The sequence below is a fragment of the Bradyrhizobium sp. 62B genome (assembly GCF_030272265.2).
Classification (GTDB): Bacteria; Pseudomonadota; Alphaproteobacteria; order Rhizobiales; family Xanthobacteraceae; genus Bradyrhizobium.
The window spans coordinates 2296268-2319396 of the sequence record NZ_CP092841.2; the positions used below are offsets into that span (position 1 = coordinate 2296268).

22 protein-coding genes are annotated in these 23129 nt (G+C 65.4%); 12 read left to right on the plus strand and 10 right to left on the minus strand.

All coding sequences use genetic code 11. From position 1 onward, the window contains the following. Positions 1-10 precede the first annotated feature (10 nt). The gene (locus ML401_RS10885; RefSeq protein ID WP_285811931.1) at positions 11-1360 is read right to left on the minus strand and encodes an aspartate aminotransferase family protein; all 1350 of its coding nucleotides are present in this window, start codon (positions 1358-1360) and stop codon (positions 11-13) included. Positions 1361-1363: 3 nt separating this feature from the next. Next, complete coding sequence (locus ML401_RS10890; protein WP_285811932.1) at positions 1364-2236, minus strand: MurR/RpiR family transcriptional regulator; 873 nt, start codon at positions 2234-2236, stop codon at positions 1364-1366. Between the two features lie 87 nt (positions 2237-2323). Here ML401_RS10890 and ML401_RS10895 point away from each other — a divergent pair, with 87 nt between their 5' ends. Both ML401_RS10895 and ML401_RS10900 read left to right on the plus strand, forming a co-directional pair. After that, positions 2324-3508 (plus strand): amino acid ABC transporter permease, encoded by a 1185-nt coding sequence (locus tag ML401_RS10895; RefSeq protein WP_285811933.1) that lies wholly within the window; start codon positions 2324-2326, stop codon positions 3506-3508. A 2-nt stretch (positions 3509-3510) separates the two neighbouring features. Next, positions 3511-4617, plus strand: a complete 1107-nt coding sequence (locus ML401_RS10900; protein ID WP_285811934.1) for an amino acid ABC transporter permease — start codon at positions 3511-3513, stop codon at positions 4615-4617. Between the two features lie 190 nt (positions 4618-4807). Here ML401_RS10900 and ML401_RS10905 read toward each other — a convergent pair whose 3' ends face one another. Together ML401_RS10905 and ML401_RS10910 are read right to left on the minus strand one after the other, a co-directional pair. After that, complete coding sequence (locus ML401_RS10905) at positions 4808-6220, minus strand: amidase (protein WP_285811936.1); 1413 nt, start codon at positions 6218-6220, stop codon at positions 4808-4810. Between the two features lie 141 nt (positions 6221-6361). Next, positions 6362-7138, minus strand: coding sequence for an SDR family oxidoreductase (locus ML401_RS10910; RefSeq protein WP_211417768.1), 777 nt, complete (start codon positions 7136-7138; stop codon positions 6362-6364). Between the two features lie 156 nt (positions 7139-7294). Here ML401_RS10910 and ML401_RS10915 point away from each other — a divergent pair, with 156 nt between their 5' ends. Beyond that, positions 7295-8368, plus strand: coding sequence for a tartrate dehydrogenase (locus tag ML401_RS10915; protein ID WP_212065297.1), 1074 nt, complete (start codon positions 7295-7297; stop codon positions 8366-8368). 60 nt (positions 8369-8428) lie between these two features. Here the strand turns inward: ML401_RS10915 and ML401_RS10920 are convergent, their stop codons facing one another. The 5 genes from ML401_RS10920 to ML401_RS10940 all read right to left on the minus strand — a co-directional run bounded on the left by ML401_RS10920 (position 8429) and on the right by ML401_RS10940 (position 13430). Beyond that, on the minus strand, positions 8429-9070 hold the full coding sequence (locus ML401_RS10920) for a suppressor of fused domain protein (protein WP_285811938.1): 642 nt from the start codon (positions 9068-9070) through the stop codon (positions 8429-8431). A 150-nt stretch (positions 9071-9220) separates the two neighbouring features. Next, entirely contained in the window at positions 9221-10294 is a 1074-nt protein-coding gene (locus tag ML401_RS10925) for a malate/lactate/ureidoglycolate dehydrogenase (protein ID WP_211417766.1), read from the minus strand. Between the two features lie 11 nt (positions 10295-10305). Continuing rightward, positions 10306-11217: an NAD(P)-dependent oxidoreductase gene (locus ML401_RS10930; protein WP_211417765.1), complete on the minus strand. Its 912-nt coding sequence runs from the start codon at positions 11215-11217 to the stop codon at positions 10306-10308. Between the two features lie 12 nt (positions 11218-11229). After that, a complete protein-coding gene (locus ML401_RS10935) occupies positions 11230-12480 on the minus strand; it encodes a Zn-dependent hydrolase (protein WP_285811939.1) in 1251 nt (416 codons plus the stop codon). A gap of 32 nt (positions 12481-12512) precedes the next feature. Continuing rightward, a complete protein-coding gene (locus ML401_RS10940; RefSeq protein WP_194407013.1) occupies positions 12513-13430 on the minus strand; it encodes a LysR family transcriptional regulator in 918 nt (305 codons plus the stop codon). Between the two features lie 120 nt (positions 13431-13550). On the opposite strand from ML401_RS10940, the gene ML401_RS10945 reads away from it, so the two are divergent. The 6 genes from ML401_RS10945 (at position 13551) to ML401_RS10970 (ending at position 19129) form a co-directional block, all read left to right on the plus strand. Then, on the plus strand, positions 13551-14366 hold the full coding sequence (locus ML401_RS10945) for a putative hydro-lyase (protein WP_285811940.1): 816 nt from the start codon (positions 13551-13553) through the stop codon (positions 14364-14366). An 88-nt stretch (positions 14367-14454) separates the two neighbouring features. After that, positions 14455-15699: an ABC transporter substrate-binding protein gene (locus ML401_RS10950; protein WP_285811941.1), complete on the plus strand. Its 1245-nt coding sequence runs from the start codon at positions 14455-14457 to the stop codon at positions 15697-15699. Positions 15700-15896: 197 nt separating this feature from the next. After that, entirely contained in the window at positions 15897-16730 is an 834-nt protein-coding gene (locus tag ML401_RS10955) for a branched-chain amino acid ABC transporter permease (protein WP_246776496.1), read from the plus strand. Then, a complete protein-coding gene (locus ML401_RS10960; protein ID WP_194407017.1) occupies positions 16730-17713 on the plus strand; it encodes a branched-chain amino acid ABC transporter permease in 984 nt (327 codons plus the stop codon). The genes ML401_RS10955 and ML401_RS10960 overlap by 1 nt, the downstream gene beginning before the upstream one ends. After that, positions 17710-18441, plus strand: coding sequence for an ABC transporter ATP-binding protein (locus ML401_RS10965; protein ID WP_194407018.1), 732 nt, complete (start codon positions 17710-17712; stop codon positions 18439-18441). Before ML401_RS10960 ends, ML401_RS10965 begins: the two co-directional genes overlap by 4 nt. Continuing rightward, a complete protein-coding gene (locus ML401_RS10970) occupies positions 18425-19129 on the plus strand; it encodes an ABC transporter ATP-binding protein (RefSeq protein WP_194407019.1) in 705 nt (234 codons plus the stop codon). Before ML401_RS10965 ends, ML401_RS10970 begins: the two co-directional genes overlap by 17 nt. 150 nt (positions 19130-19279) lie before the next feature. Here ML401_RS10970 and ML401_RS10975 read toward each other — a convergent pair whose 3' ends face one another. Continuing rightward, positions 19280-19966: an aldolase gene (locus ML401_RS10975; RefSeq protein WP_212065290.1), complete on the minus strand. Its 687-nt coding sequence runs from the start codon at positions 19964-19966 to the stop codon at positions 19280-19282. 107 nt (positions 19967-20073) lie between these two features. Between ML401_RS10975 and ltnD the strand changes: the two genes are divergently transcribed. The 3 genes from ltnD to otnK are packed head-to-tail and all read left to right on the plus strand — an operon-like array spanning position 20074 to position 23074. After that, entirely contained in the window at positions 20074-20991 is a 918-nt protein-coding gene (gene ltnD, locus ML401_RS10980) for an L-threonate dehydrogenase (RefSeq protein WP_376717354.1), read from the plus strand. A 14-nt stretch (positions 20992-21005) separates the two neighbouring features. Then, positions 21006-21788: a 2-oxo-tetronate isomerase gene (otnI, locus tag ML401_RS10985; protein ID WP_211417757.1), complete on the plus strand. Its 783-nt coding sequence runs from the start codon at positions 21006-21008 to the stop codon at positions 21786-21788. Continuing rightward, a complete protein-coding gene (gene otnK / locus ML401_RS10990; protein WP_285811943.1) occupies positions 21785-23074 on the plus strand; it encodes a 3-oxo-tetronate kinase in 1290 nt (429 codons plus the stop codon). Before otnI ends, otnK begins: the two co-directional genes overlap by 4 nt. The last annotated feature ends 55 nt before the right edge of the window (positions 23075-23129 follow it).

Below are 23129 nucleotides of genomic sequence, written 5' to 3' on the forward strand. Positions count from 1 at the left end.
GCTACTCCCCTCAGTGATTGACACTACGCAACACTTTGTCGACAGCCGTGCCGAGCTTGTCGACGATCAGGTCGATCTCGTCGGCGGAAGCGATATAGGGCGGCGCCAGCAACACGTGGTCGCCGCGCACGCCGTCCACGGTGCCGCCGCCCGGATAGCAGCCGAGCCCACCAGCGAAAGCTTCCGCCTTGATCTTCTGATTGAGCTTGAGCGCGGGGTCGAACGGGGTGCGGCTGGCGCGATCAGCGACCAGCTCGATCGCCCAGAACAGGCCGCGGCCCCTGATATCGCCGACATGGCGGTGATTGCCAAAGCGCTCGGTCAGCCGCTGCTCGAGTTGCTTGCCGCGCTCCCTGACGCGGTCGAGTAGGCGATCCTCGCGGATCACATCCTGCACCGCGAGTGCGGCCGCGCAGGCGAGGGGATGTGCGAGATAGGTGTGGCCGTGCTGAAAAGCGCCTGAGCCTGCGCGGATGGTGTCGATGATCTTGCCGCTGGCGAGCATGGCCCCGATCGGCTGGTAGCCGCCGCCGAGCCCCTTTGCGATCGCCTGGATATCGGGCGCGATGCCTTCCTGCTCCCAGGCGTGCGTGGTGCCGGTACGGCCCATGCCGCACATGACCTCGTCGAGGATGAGCAGCGCGCCGTGGCGGTCGCAGATCTCGCGCACCGCCCTGAAATAGCCGTCTGGTGCCGCCACGGCGCCGGCGGTGGCGCCGACCACCGGCTCCGCCAGGAACGCCGCCACGGTCTCAGGGCCAAGCCGCTGGAACTCGGCTTCCAGCTCGGCCGCCAGCCGCGCCACGAACTGCGCATCCGACTCGCCGTCGTGCTTCTCGTGATAGGCGAAGGCCGGTGTCACGTGGCTGAAGGCTCCGGAGAGCAGGGGTGCGTAGGGCGCGCGGCGCCAGGCATTGCCGCCGGCGGCGAGCGCGCCGAGCGTGTTGCCGTGGTAGCTCTGTCGCCGTGCGATGAAATGCTGCCGCTGTGGCTCGCCGCGCTCGATGAAATATTGTCGCGCCAGCTTGATGCTGGCTTCGATCGCCTCGGATCCGCCGCTGACGAAATACGCATAAGCGAGACCGCCGGGCTCGTATCCGACCAGCGCCTCGGCGAGGGCTTCGGCGGGCTCGGACGAGAAGAAGGCGGTGTGCGCATAGGCCAGCGTCGAGGCCTGCTTGGCCATCGCCGCGATCACGCGGGGATGCTGGTGGCCGAGGCATGAGACCGCTGCGCCGCCGGAGGCGTCGATCACGCGTCGTCCGTCCTCGGCAAAGAGATAGACGCCTTCGCCGCCGACCGCCTTGGGCGGCGTTTCGCGGAGCGAACGGTGCAGCACGCGGCTGGTGCGAGTGCTCATGGATCAACCTTTCTCCGAGACGTAGGTGGCGGCAGCAGTGAGACGCGCCTCGGTATTTTCCAGACGCTTCTTCGCGGCGACACCGCCGAGCGAGAATGTGACCGCCGCAAGCGACTGCGCGATCGCGATCGCGCCGGTGAGGCTGGGGAAGAAGCCGGGAGAGGAGGCCGCCTCGAACAGCAGCACGTGGTCGGCGCCCTCGGCCATCGGCGCCGAGAGGCTGTCCGCGATCGCGATCAGCGTTGTACCGCTGCGATAGGCGGCCTGTGCGACACCGACGCTCGCATGGGTATAGGGCAGGAAGCCGATGACGATGACGGCCTCGCCGGGCCTCAACGCACCGAGGTCTAGATCGTCGGGGCCCGAGACGCCAACGAGCTGCACCTGCTCCGGGCGGAACAGCCGCAGCTCGTAGTTCAAGAGCTCTGCAACGCTGCGGCAGCTGCGATAGCCAGCGATCCAGATGCGCTTGGCCTCGTGCAGCGCGCGGGCCGCCTCCGCAATGGGCTGGGCCGGGATCCGTGGCAGGCCGGCGGCCTCCGCCTCGAGCTTGTCGGTGACGAGCGCGACATCGGCGTTCGGGCCAGGCCTGCGGCTTCTGGCGCGGCCGGAGAACGGCGAGGTCTGCGACGGTCGCCGCGCCTCGGTCAGCGCCGCGCGCAATTCGTCCCAGCCCGAATAGCCGATCGCCTTGGCGAGGCGCGTGAACGCGGCGGGATCGGCGCCGGCTTCCGCCGCGAGGTCGCGCATCGAACGGGTGGTGGCGTCGTAATCGTTGGCGGCGACGAAGCGTCCAACCTCCTGTAGCCGCATCGGGAGCGATGGCAATGCAATGCGCAGTTCGCTCAACGGCGAGGATTTCGCGGGCTCGGCCATGAAACATTTGTTGCATGAATTTTATATCAGTGCAACAGTTGACGTGCGCTGCCGGAAATCGTCCCTGTCGAGAAGGATTTTTGCGCTGTGACCACCGATGCTCGAAGACCGCCGCCGCGCCGCCTGTTCGGCGCATGGGGACGCCGCGAGCTGCAAGGCCTGTTCTGGCAGGTGCTGGTGGTCGGGATCGCGCTCGCGGTGATCGGCTTCCTCTGGTCCAACACCGTCACCAACCTCTCGGCTCGCCGCATCACGACCGGCTTTGCCTTCCTCGGCCGCGAGGCCGGCATGCCCATTGCCGATAGTTTGCTGGCCTATAATCCGAGAGACACCTATCTCTGGGCCTTCGTCGTCGGTGTCGGCAACACGCTGCGCGTTGCCGTCATCGGGATCGTGCTCGCGACCGTCCTCGGCACGCTGATCGGTATCTCGCGGTTATCGGCCAACTGGCTGCTGTCGCGGCTTGCCGCGGTCTATGTCGAGACGCTCCGCGATATCCCGCTGCTGCTCCAGCTGCTGTTCTGGTACGTGCTGATGCAGGCGCTGCCGGCCGCACGTGCGGCATGGCGGCCGATCGAGGGCGTGTTCCTTTCCAATCGCGGCCTGATCCTGCCGGCCATTCCGATTGGCCCGCTGCAGCTTTGGGTGCTCGGCGCCGCCGTGCTCGGAGCTGCCGTATTCTATCTCGTCAGGCGGCGGCTGATCGCGCAGCAGATGCGCGACGGCAAGCCGCGCCCGGCCTGGCCGGTTGCGCTTGGCCTCATCATCGTGCCGCCGGCGGCTGTCTCATTGGTGCTTGGCGTGCCCTGGACGATCGAGTGGCCCCAATTGCGCGGCTTCAATTTCGTCGGCGGGTTGACGCTCGCTCCGGAATATTTCGCGCTGCTGATCGCGCTCGTGACCTACACCTCGGCCTTCATTGCCGAGATCGTCCGCAGCGGCATCCAGTCCGTGCCGCGCGGGCAATGGGACGCCGCCAACGCGCTCGGCCTGCGCCGCAGCTTCATGCTGCGGCAGATCATCTTGCCGCAGGCGCTCCGCGTCATCGTGCCGCCGATGACGAGCCAGTATCTCAACCTGACCAAAAATTCCTCGCTCGCGGTCGCGATCGGCTATCAGGACCTGGTCTCGATCGCCAACACCACGCTGAATCAGACCGGCCAGGCGATCGAGGCGATCGCGCTGATCATGGCGGTGTTCCTGACCATCAGCCTTTCCATCAGCTTCTTCATGAACTGGTACAATGCGCGCATTGCGCTGGTGGAGCGCTGATCATGATGGTGATCGCCGATATCCCCGATGCGCCGCGCCGCGCCCGCCGTCCGCAGATTGGAAATCCCGTGCTGCGCTGGCTGCGCGCCAATCTGTTCTCGTCGATCCCGAACGGCATCTTATCTGTCGTGCTGCTGGCGATTCTTGCCAAGGGCGTTTTCAGCTTCGTGCAGTGGGGTGTCGCGAACGCCGTGTGGCTGACGCCCGCCAATGATTCCAGCGCCTGCCGCGCGGTGCGAGGCGTCGGTGCCTGCTGGGCCATCATTCCCGAAAAGTACCGCTTCATCCTGTTCGGCACCTATCCGTTCGACGAGCAGTGGCGGCCGGCGCTGTCGGTGCTGCTGTTCATCGCGCTGTTCTATCTCTCGAGCCGCCGCGCCCTGTGGCGGCGCGAATTGGTCTATCTCTGGATCGGCGTATTGGCGCTGATCAGCGTGCTGATGTGGGGCGGGGTGCTCGGGCTCTCCTTCGTCTCGCAGGACCGCTGGGGCGGATTGCCGGTCACGCTGATCCTCGCGACCTTTGGGCTCGCATTCGGCTTTCCGCTCGGCATCCTCGTCGCGCTCGGCCGGCGCTCGAAGCTGCCGGCGATCCGCTCGCTCAGCGTGCTCTATGTCGAGCTGATCCGCGGCGTGCCGCTGGTCAGCCTGTTGTTTATGGCGAGCGTGATGTTCCCGCTGTTCATGCCAAGCGGGTTCAACATCGACAAGCTGCTGCGCGCGCAGATCGCCATCATCCTGTTCGCGGGCGCCTATCTCGCCGAGGTGATCCGCGGCGGCCTCCAGGCCGTGCCGCGCGGACAATACGAGGCGGCCGATGCGCTCGGGCTGTCCTACTGGCGCAAGAACCGGCTGATCATCCTGCCGCAGGCGATCCGCCACGTCATCCCACCGCTGGTCAACACCTTCATCGCCTTCTTCAAGGACACCAGCCTCGTCCTCATCATCGGCATCTTCGACCTGCTGACGACGGCGAAGACCGCGATCATCGATCCGGCCTGGCAGCAGTTCTCGGTCGAGGTCTACATCTTCGTCGCCGCAATCTATTTTGTCTTTTGCTTTGCGATGTCGCGCTACAGCCGCGGCTTGGAGGCGACGAGCAGGAGATGATCTTCCTTCTCCCCTTGTGGGAGAAGGTGGCGCGAAGCGCCGGATGAGGGGTTCTGTCGCCGTATTCAGACGGTGAGAGAGTCCCTCGTGGAGAGAACCCCTCACCCGTCTCGCCGCTTTGCGGCGAGCCACCCTCTCCCGCAAGGGGAGAGGGTACTGCGGAGTTCGTCGTGCGAAGAAGCGTTACGTCTTAACCCTTCGGATCGATCGGCGTCGTTCCGCGCAGGCCCAAAATATCCTCAAGCACCTTGGCGCCCGCGAGCACCTCCGCGTCGCCCCTGGGCGCCCCGACCACCTGCACGCCGACCGGCAGGCCCGAGGCCGTGAAGCCGCAGGGCAGCGAGAGCGAGGGGCAGCAGGCCAGCGTGATGGCGTAGACGATGCCGAGCCACTCGACGTAGTTCTCGAATCTCTTGCCGGCACATTCGGCGACGTAGCGGTGCTCGATCGGGAAGGGCGGCACGATCGTGGTGGGTGTCAGCAGCAGATCATAGGTCTTGAAGAACTCGACCGCCCGCGCGGTCATGCCGACGCGCTGGGCCTCGGCACGCGCGAGCTGCTCCACGGTGAGCTTGAGGCCTTCCTCGATGTTCCAGATCACCTCGGGCTTGAGCAGGTCGCGCTTGGTGCGCAGCAGCTCCGCCTTGCTGATCGCGAAATCGAAGGCGCGCAGCACGTGGAAGCACTCATGCGCCTCGCGCCAGTCCGGATGCGCTTCCTCGACGATGACACCGGCCTCGGCAAAACGTTCCGCAGCCTTCCGCGTGATCGCCTTCACCTCGGGATCGACAGGGGTGATGCCGAGGTCAGCTGAATAGGCGATGCGCTTCGGCTTCTTGCCGGACCGCGCGGATGTCAGGAACGAGGTCGCCGGCGCCGGCAGCGACAGCGGATCGTCGGCATAATCGCCGCTCATGGCATCGAGCAGCAGCGCGAGATCCTCGACATTGCGTGCCATCGGGCCCTGCACGCCGAGATTGCGATCGATCGCCACTTTCGGCGTATGCGCGACGCGGCCGATGCTCGGCCGCATGCCGACGATGCCGCAGAAGGCTGCCGGGCTGCGCAAGGATCCGCCCATGTCCGAGCCCTGCGCGAGCCAGGCCATGCCGGTGGCCAGCGCCACCGCGGCGCCGCCGGAGGAGCCGGCCGCGGACTTCGTCATATCCCAGGGATTGAGCGTCGCGGCGAAAACCTCGTTGAAGGTGTTGGCGCCGGCGCCGAACTCCGGCGTGTTGGACTTGGCGTAGACGAGCGCGCCGTTGGCCTCGAGGTTCTCGACCATGAGGTCGGACTTGGCGGGAATGTTGTCCTTGAAGATCGGCGAGCCCTGCGTGTTCAGCACGCCCGCAACGTCAGTCAGATCCTTGATCGGCACCGGCAGGCCCGCGAGCAGCCCCCGCGCGCCGGCGGGTTTGCGCATCAAGGCCTTGGCGCTGTCCCGCGCGCGATCGAAGCAGAGCGTCGGCAGCGCATTGACCTTGCCGTCGACCTCCTTGACACGCTTCTCCACCACATCCAGCAGTTCGAGCGGTGAGACATCGCCGGAGCGCAGCTTCTCGACGACGGCGCAGGCGGTTTGTTGGATCAGGTCTTGAGACAATTATTTTACTCCTACCTAGATTGTCATTCCGGGACGCCCGGAGGGCGAACCCGGAATCTCGAAGTTCTCAGGCCCAATTGTGCACTGTAGTTCGATGCTTTGCATCGCCCCGGAACGACGGTGTCAAAAAGGACGAGGCAGCTAACCCCAGCCTGCGCTGATGCCGCCGTCCACGGTGTAAATCACACCCGACGTATAGCCCGCGCGGTCCGAGGCCAGGAACGCCATGAGGTCGCCGATCTCGCGCGCATGCGCAGGGCGGCCGAGCGGCAGACTCTTCTGGAATTCCTTGTAACGGCTCTCGTCGCCGAACTGGTGCTTGGCCCGCGTCTTCAGCAGCGTGACGTGACGATCGGTGCCGACGGGGCCCGGATTGATGCCGACCACGCGGATGTTGTCGGCGAGGCTTTTGCCGCCGAGCGCGCGGGTGAAGGCCATCAGCGCGGCATTGCCGGCGCTGCCGCAGATGTAGTTGGCGTCGAACTTCTCGCCGGCCGCCCCGATGTCGTTGACGATGACGCCGCCGCCTTTGGCTTTCATCTGCGCGTAGATCTGCCGCGTGAGGTTGATATAGCCGAACACCTTCAATTCCCAGGCGTGGCGCCAGGTCGCTTCGTCGATCTTGTCGATCGAGCCGCCGGGAATGTCGCCGGCATTGTTGACGAGCACGTCGATCTCGGCGGCTTCTTTCGCCAGCCGTGCCACGTCCTCCGCCTTGCGCAGATCGACGATGCTTGTTGCGGCATCGATCTGATGCGCCGAGCGTAAGCGCTCGGCCAGCGCCTTGAGCTGATCGCCGCTGCGGGCGGCGAGCAGGAGATGCGCGCCTTCCTCGGCAAATGCCTCGGCCGCGGCAGCGCCGATGCCCTTCGACGCGCCCGTGATCAGGACGCGCTTGCCACGCAGATGCAGATCCATTGGGGGTACTCTCGGAATTGGAACAGGATCAAACCAGTAGGCGCTCGGCCGCGCCACGGTCAACATTGCAGTGCAGCGTTGCACTGCCGCCGCGTTTGGTCCATTGCAGTGCGGTCAAAAAGGCGGCGGCTGCCGGACCAAAAAGGGACGTTCTCGATGAGCAAGAAACAATACCGGATCGCGGTCATTCCCGGCGACGGCATCGGCAAGGAAGTCATGCCCGAGGGCCTGCGCGTCATGGAGGCGGCGGCGAAGAAGCACGGCGTCACCCTGCATTTCGACCATTTCGATTTCTCGTCCTGGGACTATTACGAGAAGCACGGCCAGATGATGCCGGATGACTGGAAGGAGAAGATCGGCAAGCACGACGCGATCTATTTCGGCGCGGTCGGCTGGCCGGCCAAGATTCCGGACCACGTCTCCCTCTGGGGCTCACTGATCAAATTCCGCAGGGAGTTCGACCAATACGTGAATTTGCGCCCGGTGCGGCTGATGCCCGGCGTGCCGTCGCCGCTGGCGGGCCGCAAGCCCGGTGACATCGATTTCTGGGTGGTGCGCGAGAACACCGAAGGCGAATATTCCTCCGTCGGCGGCCGCATGTTCCCCGACACCGACCGCGAGTTCGTGACGCAGCAGACGGTGATGACCCGCACCGGCGTTGACCGCATCCTGAAGTTCGCCTTCGAGCTCGCGCAGTCGCGGCCGAAGAAGCACCTGACCTCCGCGACGAAGTCGAACGGCATCTCCATCACCATGCCCTATTGGGACGAGCGCGTGGAGGCGATGGCGAAGAAGTTTCCCGGCGTGAAGTGGGACAAGTACCACATCGACATCCTGACTGCGAACTTCGTGCTGCATCCTGATTGGTTCGACGTCGTGGTCGGCTCCAACCTGTTCGGCGACATCCTGTCCGACCTCGGCCCGGCCTGCACCGGCACGATCGGCATCGCGCCGTCGGGCAACATCAATCCCGAAGGCGACTTCCCCTCGGTGTTCGAGCCGGTGCACGGCTCGGCGCCCGACATTGCGGGACAGGGCATTGCCAACCCGATCGGCATGATCTGGTCGGGGGCGATGATGCTGGAGCATCTCGGCCAAAAGGAAGCCGGCCGTTCGATCGTCGAGGCGATCGAGCGTACGCTGGCGGAGCGTACGCTGCGGACCAAGGACCTTGGCGGCAACGCCGACACCACGGCCTGCGGCAAGGCGGTTGCAGATATGGTGGATTGAGGCGGGGCTTCCCCTCTCCCCTTGTGGGGAGAGGGTGGCTCGCCGCGCAGCGACGACGTGCTACACATACGACGTCCGCGCCGGATCGAAGATCGGCGGATATTCGTTGTCGTCGAGCAGGTCGAGAAACTCATCGAGCCCGCCGGCCTTGATCAACGCGAGCTCCCGATCCGAGATCAGGTTCACGGTCAAAATCTCGACCGGATCGCCCGCGATTTCCAGCGCTTCGGCGATCTGCTTGTCGGGGCCGATGATCGGCGTGAGGAACAAAAAAGTCTGAAAGTCCGTTCCTGCAACCGGTGGCCACGGCAACGCGACGCGGTGACCGAATCCAAACCAGGTCGTGTCGACGAACGGCAGATTGGCCAGCCAGCGCAGATTGTCGCGGACATCCGGTGTCGGCTCGCGAACATACCACATCAGCTCGGCGCGCGGCTTCGCGTCGCCCTGCACGCCGTGCATCCGCTGCTGGCTCATGCCGTTGGTCAAGAGCACATAGCCTTCATCGGAGCCTTCCCGGCATTCAGGCACGAAATCGCGGCCAAACGCATGGATGTCGATGCGACGTTCGGCGTCGTCCGTGAAGCTGTGCTCGGGCTCGCCTAGCTCGCTTTCATAGACGTCGAGCCGATGCCGGTAGAGGTCGATCGCAGATGACGGCTCGCTGGAGCCGGACATGAGCTTTGCGAGACGGGAGAGCATGTGAACCTCGAGCGGATGTGGGCCGGGATATCCCCGTTGTCGCAACACAATGGGGGCCGGTTCATCTCCGCTCCGCAAGCTTCGCCCTAGTCCAGATTTCCTTGCGCAATTGTCCAGAAGCCCGGGCTCGTGCCGAGCGATGTCGCGCGACTAGCTCACGATCTTCTCGATCGCCGCCTGGTCCAACCCGAATTTCTTCCCGGCCTCCAGGATCTCCTGCCAGGTGGTCGGATCGACCGGAATGCCTTCGGCGAGGCGCTTTGTCTTGGTCTCGCGTTCGGGCTCGCCGGCGATCTTGACCTTGTCGACCCCGGAAGCGGGCGGCGAGCCGGTGTGCCAGGCCACAAAGCTCTCGACTTCACGCGCGAGGTTCTCGCCGGTGCCGAGCTTGGCGGGATCGATGACGATCGAGAGCATGCCGTTGAGGACGTTGTATTTGCCGTCGGACGGGCCCTTGACCACTTGCCCGCCGGAGAGCGCGCCGCCGAGGATTTCGCACACCAGCGCAAGCCCCGAGCCCTTGTGCTCGCCGAACGGAAGGATGGCGCCGTAGGGCGGGATCACCGTGTAGCGCGGATTGACCGTGGGCTTGCCTTCATTGTCGATGATGGTGCCGGGCTCCAGCGCGACGCCCTTGTTGTGGGCGACGCGGGTCTTGCCTTGCGCAATTCTGCTGGTGGCGAAGTCGAGCACGATGGGATCCTTGCCCCGGCGCGGGATGCCGACGCAGAACGGGTTGGTGCCGTGGCGCGGATCGCTGCCACCCCAGGGCGCCACGATCGGCCGCGAGATCACGTTGACGAAGTGGATCGAGACCAGGCCGTGGTCGATGCATTGCTCGGCCCAGTGGCCGATGCGGCCGATGTGGTGCGAGTTGGAGAGGCCGACCAGGCATACGCCGTTCTGCTTGGCGCGCTCGGCCGCAAGCTCCATCGCTTCATGGCCGATCACCTGGCCGTAGCCGGTGAGGCCGTCGAGGGTGAGGAGCGGACCGGTGTCGAGCACGATCTTGACGTGCGCGTTCACGGCGAGGCCGCCATTGGTGACGCTCTGGACGTAGCGCGGGATCATGCCGACGCCGTGGGAATCGTGTCCCTTCAGATTGGCCTCGACGAGATTGCTGGACACGAGCTCGGCCTCTCGGTCCGAGGAGCCGCCGGCCTTGACGATGGCGCGGATGGCCTTGGTGAGCGGCTCAGCCTTGATGATGCGATAGTCGGCCATTGTCGTTGCTCTTATCCCTTCACGATCCGGCGGCAGTGCTCCCACGCCGCGCCAATCAGGTTCTCGCTGGCCTCCGGCGTCCGGAATGCCGAATGTGCCGACAGCGTCACGTTTGGAATCTTCGTCAGCGGATGATCGCCGGGCAGGGGCTCGGTGTTGAAGACATCGAGGCCGGCATGGCGGATGTGGCCGGACTTCAGCGCGTCGATCATGGCGGCTTCGTCGACGATCGCGGCGCGCGCGGTGTTGACGAAGATGACGCCCGGTTTCATTTGAGCGATCTTCTCGCGCGTGATCATGCCGCGCGTCTCGTCGTTGAGCAGCAGATGCAGCGACACCACGTCGCTGCGCGCCAGCAAGGTGTCGAGATCGGTGAACTCGACGCCCGGATTGCTCTTCGGCGAGCGGTTCCAGGCGATCACCTTCATGCCGCTGCCGGACGCAATGCGCGCCACTTCAGCTGCGATGCCGCCAAAGCCGATCAGTCCGAGCGTTTTGCCCGTGAGCTGCATGCCGTCCTCGCGCAGCCAATTGCCGACGCGCATCTCGCGATCCATCTTCGCGATGACCCGGGCCGACGCCCACATCAGCGCGATCGCGGATTCGGCGACCGCGGTGTCGCCATAGCCCTTGATCAGATGCACGGAGATGCCGAGCTCGGCGAGTTCCTCCGGATTCATGTAGCTGCGTGCGCCGGTTCCGAGGAACACGACGTGCTTGAGCCCTGTGCACTTCTTGGCGACCTCGGTCGGCAGTGCGGTGTGGTCGACGATCGCGATCTCGGCGCCGTCGAGAACTTCCGGATATTGCTCCGGCTTGATGTCGGGATTCCGGTGGATCCGCACCTTGGGATCACCGGGCTTTTCCAGCCGCTCCATGATCACGGCGAGGGCTTCGTTGGCGTCGACGAAAACTCCGCGCATGGCTCTCTCCGGTCAGGACGCGACGCCGGCGATTGCCAGCACGGTATGCATGAGGACGTTGGTTCCCGCGGCGCAATCGCCCTGCGTGGCGTCTTCCAGCTCGTTGTGGCTGATCCCGTCCTTGCAGGGCACGAACACCATCGCCGCCGGCATTTTGGTGTTGAGGTTGCACGCGTCGTGGCCGGCGCCCGAGGTGATACGGCGCGAGGAGTAACCGAGCGTATTCGCCGCGCTCTCGACCGCTGCAATGAGCTTGGGATCGAAATGCGTCGGGGGCTTGCGCCAGACCAGATCGAGCTTCACCTCGACCTTGCGACGCGCGGAGATTTCGGCAATCGCCGCGCGCAGATCGCGGTCGAGCGCGTCCATGATCGCGCCATCCGCGCTGCGGCAATCCACGGTGAAGGCGATCTCGCCGGGAATGACGTTGCGCGAGGGATTGGCGATCACGGCCTCGCCGATGGTGCCGACCGCCTTGGGCCCGTGCTTCCTCGCAATCGCCTCCATCGCCAGCACGATCTCCGACAGCGTCGCCAGCGCATCGCGTCGCAGCGGCATCGGGGTCGAGCCGGCATGGCTCTCGAAGCCGGAAATCTTGCCGTCATACCACAAGACGCCCTGGCCGGAATCGACCACGCCGATGGTCTTGCCTTCGGCCTCCAGGATCGGGCCCTGCTCGATGTGCAATTCGACGAAGCAGCCGAGCTTCTGGAAGCCCACCGGCTTGTCGCCGCGATAGCCGATGCTGTCGAGCGCCTGGCCGACGGTCGTGCCGTCGATATCCTTGCGCGACAAAATGTCGTCGGTGGTGAAGTCGCCGACATAGGCTGCGGAGGCCATCATCGCCGGCGCGAAGCGCGAGCCTTCCTCGTTCGTCCAGTTGACGACGCAGATCGGCGCCTCGGTCTCGATGCCGGCATCGTTCAGCGTGCGGATGACTTCGAGCGCGCCGAGCGTGCCCAGGATGCCGTCATACTTGCCGCCGGTCGGCTGGGTGTCGAGATGCGAGCCGATGCCGACGGGCGGCTTCGACATGTCGCGTCCCTTGCGCAGGCCGAATTGTGAGCCGAGCGCATCGGTGTGCACCTCGAGCCCGGCTTCCTCGCAGGCTTTGCGGAACCAGTCGCGTACCTGCTTGTCTTCGGCACTCAGTGTCAGCCGCCGCACGCCGCCTTTGGCCGTCGCGCCGAATTGCGCGGTCTCGTGGATGGAGCCCCAGAGGCGGGCGGAATCGATTTGCAAATTGGTGACGGCTCGGCTCATGCGTTCGGTCTCTCGATTGTCCGGCGCCTTTTTCAATGACCCGCCAGCGCGGGCGCGTCAACCGCGAGGCTGCTCTGCGCAATTTGCCGTGCAAGCTCGGCGACGCGCTCTACGGCGACGACGTCGGGCGAGGCAAGCCAGCTCGCGGTGAAGGTCAGCGGCGCGATGGCAAGATCGGTGTCGAGCAGCTGCAGCCGCCCGTCGGCAAGCTCGTTCTCGACGATGGCGTCGGGGATCACGGCAACGCCGAGCCCCTCGACCGCCATGTGGATGACGGTGGCCAGTGAAGCCGACGCGTGCAGGCGGATCGGCGGCAGGTCCGGCCGGTCGAACACCTCGCGCACGACCTCGTAAGGCTTGGTCTTGCGCGGGAAGGTGATGATCGGAAATCGCGCGAGATCCGCCGGCGTCACCGGGCCCTTGCCGAGGCCGAGCGAGGGGCTTGCGAGAAAGCCGATCGGATAATCGGCGAGCACGCGGTTGTGCACGCCGGAGGCGGACAGCGGCCCGACGACGAACGCAAGCTCGATCTCCTGCGCGAGCAGGCGCGCGGTGAGGTTTGGCGTGATGTCGACTTCGATCTCCAGCGACAGGTTCGGATAGACCTGGTTCACGCTCTTCACGAGGCGCGGCAGCCAAGTGTGCACGATGGTCTCGGCGACGCCGAGCCGCATCACGCCGCGCATCGCCGACCGATCGCCGATCTCCGCCATCATCTGGGCGCGCAGGCCGATCAGCTTCTCCGCATAGACCATCATCTGGCGGCCGCTCGGCGTCGGGGAGGCCACGCGATGATCGCGGTTGAGCAGCTTCACGCCCATCTCGCGCTCGAGCTGGGCGATGCGCTGGGAGATCGCCGGCTGGGTCGTGTTGAGCCGCTGGGCGGCGCCCCGGAAGCTGCCGAGCTTCACAACCCAGAGGAACGTCTCGATCGACCTGAAGTCCAGCATTGGAAGGATTTTCCCAATCGATAAATCAGATTTATCGAGATTGATTAGAAACGACGATTAGACTTTATAGCACGCTTGGTGTTGGCTTGTCCTTGTCGAGTTTATAGGCAGGTCGATCTCATGACTGTTTTGGTGGCAGCGCAGCAAACTGAAACGCCCGACACGCTCCCGAGCCGCAAGGCGCGGCTTGCCTATCGTCAGGGACTGGTCGCTTCCACCGCCGGCGTCGCTCCGGGCTTCGTCCAGGGCAATCTGGCGATCCTGCCGGCGGAATACGCCGGCGCCTTCCATCGCTTCTGCCAGCTCAATCCGAAACCGTGCCCGATCATCGGCATGTCCGATGTCGGCAGCCCCCACATTCCCGCGCTCGGCGCCGATCTCGACATTCGCACCGACGTGCCGCGCTACCGCGTCTGGCGCGACGGCGAAGTCGTCGACGAGCCGACCGACGTGACCAAGCATTGGCGCGATGATCTCGTCACCTTCGTGCTCGGCTGCTCGTTCTCGTTCGAAGAGGCGTTGCTCGACGAGGGCATGCCGATCCGCCACATCGAAGAGAACGTGCGCGTGCCGATGTACCGCACCAACATCGCCTGCGGCGAGGCCGGTCCGTTCGCCGGCCCCATGGTGGTGTCGATGCGGCCGTTCAAGCCGGCGGACGCGATCCGAGCGGTGCAGATCACCTCGCGCTATCCCGCCGTGCACGGCGCGCCCGTGCATCTCGGCCATCCGCATCTGATCGGCATCAAGGATATCGCCAAGCCCGATTACGGCGATCCCGTGCCGGTCGCCGAGGACGAGATCCCGGTGTTCTGGGCCTGCGGCGTGACGCCGCAATCGGTCATCAACGCCGCGAAGCTTCCGTTCGCGATCACGCATTCGCCCGGCCTGATGCTGGTGACGGATCTCAAGAACAGGACCATGGCCGTGATTTAGTGGGCAGCGTTTGCTGCTTCTTCGGGCTTTACCGCATCCATCAATCGCTTCATTCGATCAACCGAAATTCAGTACAGGGGACTTTGCCATGACGATCACTCGCCGCGACGTGTTGTTGGGAGCCACCGCCACTGCCGCTCTCGTGCCGCTGGCAGCGCGCGCGCAGACCTCGGAAGTCGTGATCGGTGTGATCTATCCGTTCTCCGGCGGCAGCGCACAGCAGGGCGTCGACGCGCAGAAGGCCTATGAGACCGCGCTCGAAGTCATCAACAAGAACACCGATTTCGATCTGCCGCTGGCCAAGGGCGAGGGCTTGCCGGGCCTCGGCGGCGCGAAGATCCGCCTCGTCTTCGCCGATCACCAGGCCGATCCGCAGAAGGGCCGCGCCGAGGCCGAGCGCCTGATCACGCAGGAGAAGGTCTGCGCCATCATCGGCACCTATCAGAGCGCCGTCGCCGTCACCGTCAGCCAGATCTGCGAGCGCTATCAGGTCCCGTTCGTGTCCGCCGACAATTCCTCGCCGAGCCTGCATCGCCGCGGCCTGAAGTACTATTTCCGCGCCGCGCCGCATGACGAGATGTACTCGGCCGCCATGTTCGACTTCTTCGACGCCATGAAGAAGAAGGGCACCAAGATCGAGACGCTCTCGCTGTTTCACGAGGACACCATCTTCGGCACCGATTCCGGCAACGCCCAGACCAAGATCGCCGGCGAGCGCGGCTACAAGATCGTCACCGACATCAAGTATCGCGCCAACTCGCCCTCGCTCTCGGCCGAGGTGCAGCAGCTCAAGTCTGCGAACGCCGACGTGCTGATGCCTTCGAGCTACACCACCGACGGCATCCTCCTGGTCAAGACCATGGCCGAGCTCGGCTACAAGCCGAACGCGATCGTGGCGCAGGATGCCGGCTTCTCCGAGAAGGCGCTCTATGACGCCGTCGGCGACAAGCTCGAAGGCGTGATTTCGCGCGGCACCTTCTCGCTCGACCTCGCGCAGAAGCGCCCGATGGTCGGCAAGATCAACGAGATGTTCAAGACGCGCTCGGGCAAGGACTTCAACGACCTGACCTCGCGCCAGTTCATGGGCCTGATCATCCTCGCCGACGCCATCAGCCGCGCCAAGTCGACCGACGGCGAGAAAATCCGCGATGCGCTGGCGGCGACCGACATCCCGGGCGAGCAGACCATCATGCCCTGGAAGCGGGTCAAGTTCGACGAGATGGGCCAGAACAACGACGCCGATCCGGTGCTGCTGCAATATGTCGGCGGCAAGTTCGTCACCATCTTCCCGCCGCAGGCCGCGATCGCCGAGGCGATCTGGCCGATGAAGTAAGATTGGGAAAGCGGGAGCTCAGACGTAGCTCCCGCCCTCATCCTGAGGAGCGGGCGTAGCCCGCGTCTCGAAGGACGGGGGCTGGGCCATCCTTCGAGACGCGCGCTTGTGCGCGCTCCTCAGGATGAGGATCTATTTCGGGGGACAGACTTTTGACAGCCCAAGCCATTATCCAGAGTCTCGCGAGCGGCCTGCTCATGGGCCTGCTCTACGGACTGATCGCGGTCGGCCTCGCGCTGATCTTCGGCCTGATGGACGTCACGAACTTCGCCCATGGCGAGTTCCTGATGATCGCGATGTACCTGTCCTTCTTCCTGTTCGCGTTCTTCGCCATCGACCCCTTGCTGTCGGCGCCATTGGTCGCCGCGGCACTCTTCGTGTTCGGGGCGGTGATCTATCTCTTGATTGTACGCTTCGCCATGCGGGCCAAGGCCAACGCCGGCATGGTGCAGATCTTCACCACCTTCGGCCTTGCCATCGTCATGCGCGGCCTCGCGCAGTTCTTCTTCACGCCGGACTATCGCAGTATTCCGCAGTCCTGGCTCGGCGGAAAGACCATCTCGATTGCCGGCATCTTCCTGCCGGAGCCGCAGCTGGTCGGCGCGCTGGTCTCGATTCTCGCCTTCGCCGGTCTCTATTTCTTCATCCACCGTACTGATTTCGGCCGTGCGCTGGAAGCCACCCGCGAAGATCCCGGTGCAGTCGCGCTCGTCGGCATCGACAAGAACCGCGTGTTCGCGTTCGGCTGGGGCCTTGGCGCCGCGCTGGTCGGCCTCGCCGGCGCGATCATGGCGAGCTTCTTCTACATCTATCCCGACGTCGGCGCGTCCTTTGCCCTGATCGCCTACGTCACGGTGGCGCTCGGCGGCTTCGGCAGCGTGTTCGGCGCCTTCGCCGGTGGCATCATCGTCGGCCTCGTCGAAGCCACCACCGCCCTGGTGCTCCCGCCGTCGCTGAAATCGGTCGGCATCTACGCGGTTTATCTGCTGGTCGTCTTCATCCGGCCGCGCGGCCTGTTCGGATCGATCTGATGGACAAGGAATTTGCAGCGCGGCGCCGCCGCGACCTCATCATCGCCGCGGTGCTCGCCGCGATTGCCGCAGCGGCGCCCTTGTTCGTGAAGGACGTCGTCGTTCAGAACATCCTGATCCTGACGCTAATGTATGCGGGGCTGTCGCAGAGCTGGAACATCCTGTCCGGCTATTGCGGGCAGATCTCGCTCGGCCACGCGCTGTATTTCGGCCTCGGGGCCTACACCACCGAGCTGCTGTTCACCAAGTTCGGCGTGCTGCCCTGGTTCGGCATGCTGGCCGGCGGCGTGGTGTCGGCGCTGATCGCGATGGGGCTCGGTTATCCCTTCTTCCGCCTGCGTGGCCATTACTTCGTGATCGCCACCATCGTCATCGCCGAGATCGGCCTGCTGCTGTTCCACAATTGGGAATGGGCGGGCGCCGCGATGGGCATCACCATTCCGATCCGGGGCGACAGCTGGCTGAAATTCCAGTTCCTGCGCACCAAGCTGCCTTACTTTTATTTCGCGCTGGCGCTGTGCTGCCTCGCCTGGTTCGTCACCTGGTGGCTGGAAGACTCCAAATGGGGCTTCTGGTGGCGCGCGGTGAAGGACAATCCGGACGCGGCCGAGAGCCTCGGTGTCGACGTGTTCAACTCCAAGATGGGTGCGGCCGCGGTCTCCGCCTTCCTGGTCGCCGTCGGCGGCAGCTTCTACGCGCAGTTCGTCTCCTACATCGACCCTGAGAGCGTCATGGGCTTCCAGTTCTCGCTGCTGATGGCGCTGCCCGCCGTGCTCGGCGGCATCGGCACCCTGTGGGGACCGGTGTTAGGGGCCGCCATTCTGATCCCGCTGACGGAGCTGACGCGCTTCAAGTTCGGCGGCTCGGGGCGCGGTGTCGACCTCATCGTCTACGGCACGCTGATCGTCCTGATCTCGCTGGCCCTGCCACGAGGCCTGCTGAGCCTGTTTTCACGCCCGAAGAAGACGGGAGCCGCACGATGACGCCGCTTCTCGAAACCCGCGGGGTCTGGCAACGCTTCGGCGGCCTCGTCGCCAACAGCGACGTTTCGATCTCCGTCGGCCGCGGTGAGATCGTCGGCCTGATCGGCCCCAACGGCGCCGGCAAGTCGACGCTGTTCAATCTCATCGCGGGCGTGCTGCCGCCGACGCAAGGCTCGATCCTGTTCGATGGCGAGGACGTCACCCGCATGCCGGCGGCCCAGCGCTGCCAGCGCGGCGTCGGGCGCACCTTCCAGGTGGTCAAGAGCTTCGAGACCATGACGGTCATCGACAACGTCATCGTCGGTGCGCTCGTCCGCAACACCGTGATGCGCGAAGCGCGCCGCAAGGCGCACGAGGTGCTGGAGTTCACCGGCCTTGCCGCGCGCGCCGACGTGCTGGCGAGCGACCTCGTGCCGGCCGAGAAGCGCCGCCTCGAAGTCGCCCGTGCGCTCGCGACCGAGCCGAAGCTGCTGCTGCTCGACGAAGTCCTCACTGGCCTTACCCCGACCGAGGCGCAGACCGGCGTCGCGCTGGTGCGCAAGGTGCGCGATGCCGGCATCACCGTGCTGATGGTCGAGCACGTCATGGAGATCGTGATGCCGCTGGTCGACCGCGCCATCGTGCTCGACCTCGGCAAGGTGCTGGTCGAGGGCAAGCCAAACGATGTCGTCCGCGATCCCAAGGTGATCAAGGCATATCTGGGAGATCGTCATGCTGTCGGTGCGTGAAGTCACGACCGCCTATCAGGGTCTGGTCGCGATCTCCGCGGTCTCGATCGAAGTCCAGAAGGGCGAGATCGTCTGCGTCGCCGGCGCCAACGGCGCGGGCAAGTCGACGCTGCTGAAATCCATCGCCGGTGCCGAGCGTCCGCGCTCGGGCAACGTGACCTTCGACGGCAGGCCGCTCAACGGCATGGCGCAGCATCACATCACGGCGGCCGGCATCGCCTATGTGCCGGAGAACCGCCGCCTGTTTCCGCGCCTGTCTGTGCGCGACAATCTGCGCCTCGGCAGCTATCTCTATCGCGGCGAAGCCGACCGCGAGGGACCGCTCGATCTCGTCTTCCAGCTGTTCCCGCGCCTCGCCGAGCGCCTCGATCAGCGCGCCGAAACGCTCTCCGGCGGCGAGCAGCAGATGCTCGCGATTGGCCGCGCCCTGATGACCCGTCCGCGGCTTCTGATGCTGGACGAGCCCTCGCAAGGCATCATGCCGAAACTGGTCGACGAGATCTTCCAGGCGGTGCTGCGCATCCGCGACGCCGGCATGACCGTGCTGATCGTCGAGCAGCGCATGGCCGAGTGCCTGGAGATCGCCGACCGCGCCTACATCCTGCAAACCGGCCGCGTGCTGATGCAGGGCCCGGCCGCGGAGATCAAGGGCAATCCGGATGTGCGCAAGGCGTATCTGGGGCTGTAGCGGTAGAGTGTTAGGCCCGCTCGCGCAACATACTCGCTGTCATCGCCCGCGAAGGCGGGCGATTCAGTGCTCAGAGATGCCAACGAGATACGGATAAGCCGCGGCGTACTGGATTCCCCGCCTCGCGGGGAATGACAGTGGTGGACGAGTTCAATGTCCGTGCCCATGCTCCGGCAGCGTCACCCCGAACACCTTCACCAGGTCCGCCACCTGCTCCGGCGACAGATACCGCGGGTTCATCCCGCGCAGCAGCAGGTACAGCTTCGCGGTCTCCTCCAACTCCTCGGTCGCGAACACCGCCGCTTCCAGCGTGTCACCGGCAACCACCGGGCCGTGATTGGCGAGCAGCACGGATGAATATTTTCCCGCCAGTCCCTTGATCGCGTCCGCGACAGCGGGATCGCCGGGCCGATAATACGGCACGAGCGCGGTGGCGCCGCATTTCATCAAATAATAGGCCGTCATCGGCGGCAGCGCGGCGCGCGGGTCGATCTCGGGCAGCATCGACAGCGCGACCGAATGGGTGGAGTGCAGATGCACGATCGCCTTCGCGCTGCCGCGTGTGTCGTAAAGCGCGGTGTGCAGCGGAACTTCCTTGGTCGGCGCATCGCCCGAGAGCAGCCGGCCGGTTTCGTCCAGCCGCGACAGCTTTGCCGGATCGAGGAAGCCGAGCGAGGCATTGGTCGGCGTCACCAGCCAGCCGCCGCCGTCCAGCCTGACGCTGATATTGCCGGAGGAGCCCGGCGTCAGCCCGCGCTCGAACAGGGACCGTCCGAAGCGGCAGATGTCCTCGCGCAGCCGGGTCTCGTTGCTGCTTTCAGTCCTCATGGCCGTCATGCCCCTTTGTCTCACGCTTTGGCAGCGCGACCAAGCCGTGTTATCGGTTCGTCGAGCCCGCCGCAAAGGCCGGCCGTCCAGGAAACGTTCGCAAGGGTCAGTTGCATATGTCCGCCTCCACGTCTCAAAATCAGCGCATAGCCGTCATCGGGCTCGGCTCGATGGGGTACGGCATGGCGACCTCGCTGAAGCGCGCCGGCCACGCGGTCACCGGTTGCGACGTTTCGGCTGACGCCGTGGCGCGTTTCGTCAAGGATGGCGGTGCGGGTGCCAGCACGCCGGCAGAGGCCGCCAAGGGCGCCGATATCGCCGTCAGTGTCGTCGTCAATGCCGCGCAGACCGAGACGATCCTGTTCGGCAAGGATGGCGCCGCCGAGACCATGCCGAAGGGCAGCGTGTTCGTCTCCTCCGCCACCATGGATCCCGATGTGGCGCGACGTCTCGCCAAGCAGCTCGAGGCGACCGGCCGGCATTATCTCGATGCGCCGATCTCAGGCGGCGCGCAGCGTGCTGCGCAAGGCGAGCTGACGATCCTGGCCTCCGGCAGTGCCGCCGCCTTTGCGAAAGCGCGGCCGGCGCTCGATGCCATGGCCGCCAAGCTCTACGAGCTCGGCGATGCCGCAGGGCAGGGCGCCGCCTTCAAGATGATCAACCAGCTGCTCGCCGGCGTGCATATCGCCGCCGCGTCGGAGGCGATGGCGTTTGCCGCCAAGCAGGGCCTCGACATCCGCAAGGTCTACGAGGTGATCACCGCGTCCGCCGGCAATTCATGGATGTTCGAGAACCGCATGCCGCACGTGCTGGACGGCGATTACACGCCGCGCAGCGCCGTCGAGATCTTCGTCAAGGATCTCGGCATCATCCAGGACATGGCGCGCAGCGCCCGATTCCCCGTGCCGGTCTCCGCCGCCGCGCTCCAGATGTTCCTGATGACATCAGCCGCCGGCATGGGCCGCGACGACGACGCGTCGGTGGCGCGGATGTATGCGCAGGTCACGGGCGTGAAGCTGCCCGGCGACAAGTAAGCAAGAGGACTCCCATGCCGCGTTTTGCCGCCAATCTCTCGATGATGTTCACCGAGGTGCCGTTCCTCGATCGCTTCGATGCCGCCGCTTCAGCCGGCTTCACCGCGGTCGAGTTTCTCTTTCCGTACGATCATCCCGCCGAAGCGGTCGGCGAGCGGCTCAAGCGCAACGGCCTGACGCAGGCGCTGTTCAATCTGCCGCCGGGCGACTGGAATGCCGGCGAGAAGGGCTTTGCGGCGTTGCCGGCGCGGTTCAACGATCTCAAGGCGAGCCTCGAGACGGCGCTGCCTTACGCCAAGGCGACCGGCGTGAAGCGCCTGCACCTGATGGCCGGCATCGCCAACCGCGGCGAGCGCGTCGCGATCGAGGCCTTCTACAAATCGGTGGCATGGGCCGCGGAGTTCTTCGCACCCCACGGCATCGACGTCGTGATCGAGCCGATCAACACGCGCAACGTGCCCGGCTACTTCCTCAACGATTTCGGCTTCGCGCGCGACCTGATCCAGGAGCTGAGGCTTGCGAACCTCAAGCTCCAGTTCGACATCTATCACTGCCAGATCATCCATGGCGACGTCACCATGCGGTTGCGTGAGATGATGCCGATCATCGGTCACATTCAGATCGCCAGCATCCCTTCGCGCAACGAGCCCGACGGCGAGGAACTCAACTATCCGTTCCTGTTCGAGGAGCTCGACCGCCTCGGCTATACCGGCTTCGTCGGCTGCGAGTACAATCCGCGCGGCAAGACCACCGACGGCCTTGCCTGGTTCAAGCCCTACGCTGGAGTGAAGCCGTGACACTTGCAGCGAACATTGCTCTTGGCTGCATCGCCGACGACTACACCGGCGCGTCCGATCTCGCCAACACGCTGACGCGCGCGGGCCTGCGTACCGTGCAGACCATCGGCGTGCCCGCGGACGATCTGGCACTGCCCGAGGTCGATGCCGTCGTGGTGTCGCTGAAGAGCCGCTCGATCGAGGCGGGCCTTGCCGTGTCGCGTTCGCGCGCGGCGGAGACATGGCTGCGCAGCCGTGGCGCAAGCCATGTGCTGTTCAAGATCTGCTCGACCTTTGATTCCACCGACGCCGGCAATATCGGCCCTGTCATGGACGCGCTCCGCGCCGAGTGCGGCGAGGCGATCGTGCTGGTGACGCCGGCCTTCCCGGAGACCGGTCGCACCGTCTACCAGGGCAACCTCTTCGTCGGCGCCGTGCCGCTCAACGAGAGCCCGCTGAAAGACCATCCGCTCAACCCGATGCACGATTCCAACCTGGTGCGCGTGCTCGCGCGTCAGAGCAGGACGCAGATCGGTCTCGTCGACCTCGCGACCGTCACGCGCGGCGCCGATGCCGTGCGGGCGCGACTGGCCGAGCTCGCCGGCAAGGGGATCGGCGCTGCGATCATCGACGCCGTGTTCGACCGCGACCTCGAGACCATCGGCCTCGTGGCCGGCGAACATCGCTTGTCGGTCGGTGCCTCCGGCATGGGCCTCGGGCTTGCGCGCGCGCTGGTCTCGACGGGCAAGGTCAAATCGACCGATGCGAGCAGCGACGCCGGTGCGGCGGTCGGCGGACCGGCGGCCTGCCTTGCCGGAAGCTGCTCGCAGGCGACGCTTCAGCAGATCGCCAATGCCGAACGTGTCATGCCGGTGTTGCACCTCGATCCCGAGCAGATTGTCTCAGGCCAAGGCGAAGCGCAGCGCGCGCTCGCCTGGGCCCGGCCACTTCTGGCGGAAGGTCCCGTTCTGATTGCTTCGAGCGCGACGCCGGAGGCCGTTACCGCTGTCCAGGCGCGCCACGGCCGCGACGCCGCCGGCCACGCCATCGAACAGGCCATGGCCGATATCGCCGAAGGGGTGGTGCAGGCCGGCGTCAGGCGCCTCGTCGTTGCCGGCGGCGAGACGTCCGGCGCAGTGGTCGATCGGTTGAAGATCCCCGGATTTCTCGTGGGGGTAGAAATCGCGGCGGGGGTCCCCGTGTTGCGCGCGGTCGGTGCGGCTGCAGGCGAGATGCTGCTTGCCCTGAAATCCGGCAATTTCGGCGGCCCCGCGTTCTTCTCCGACGCGCTTGGGCTCATGCGCTGAGCGCAGGGCATTCTTAGCTGCCCCTTCATTTCTTTCTGGCTTCCGTACTCGTACG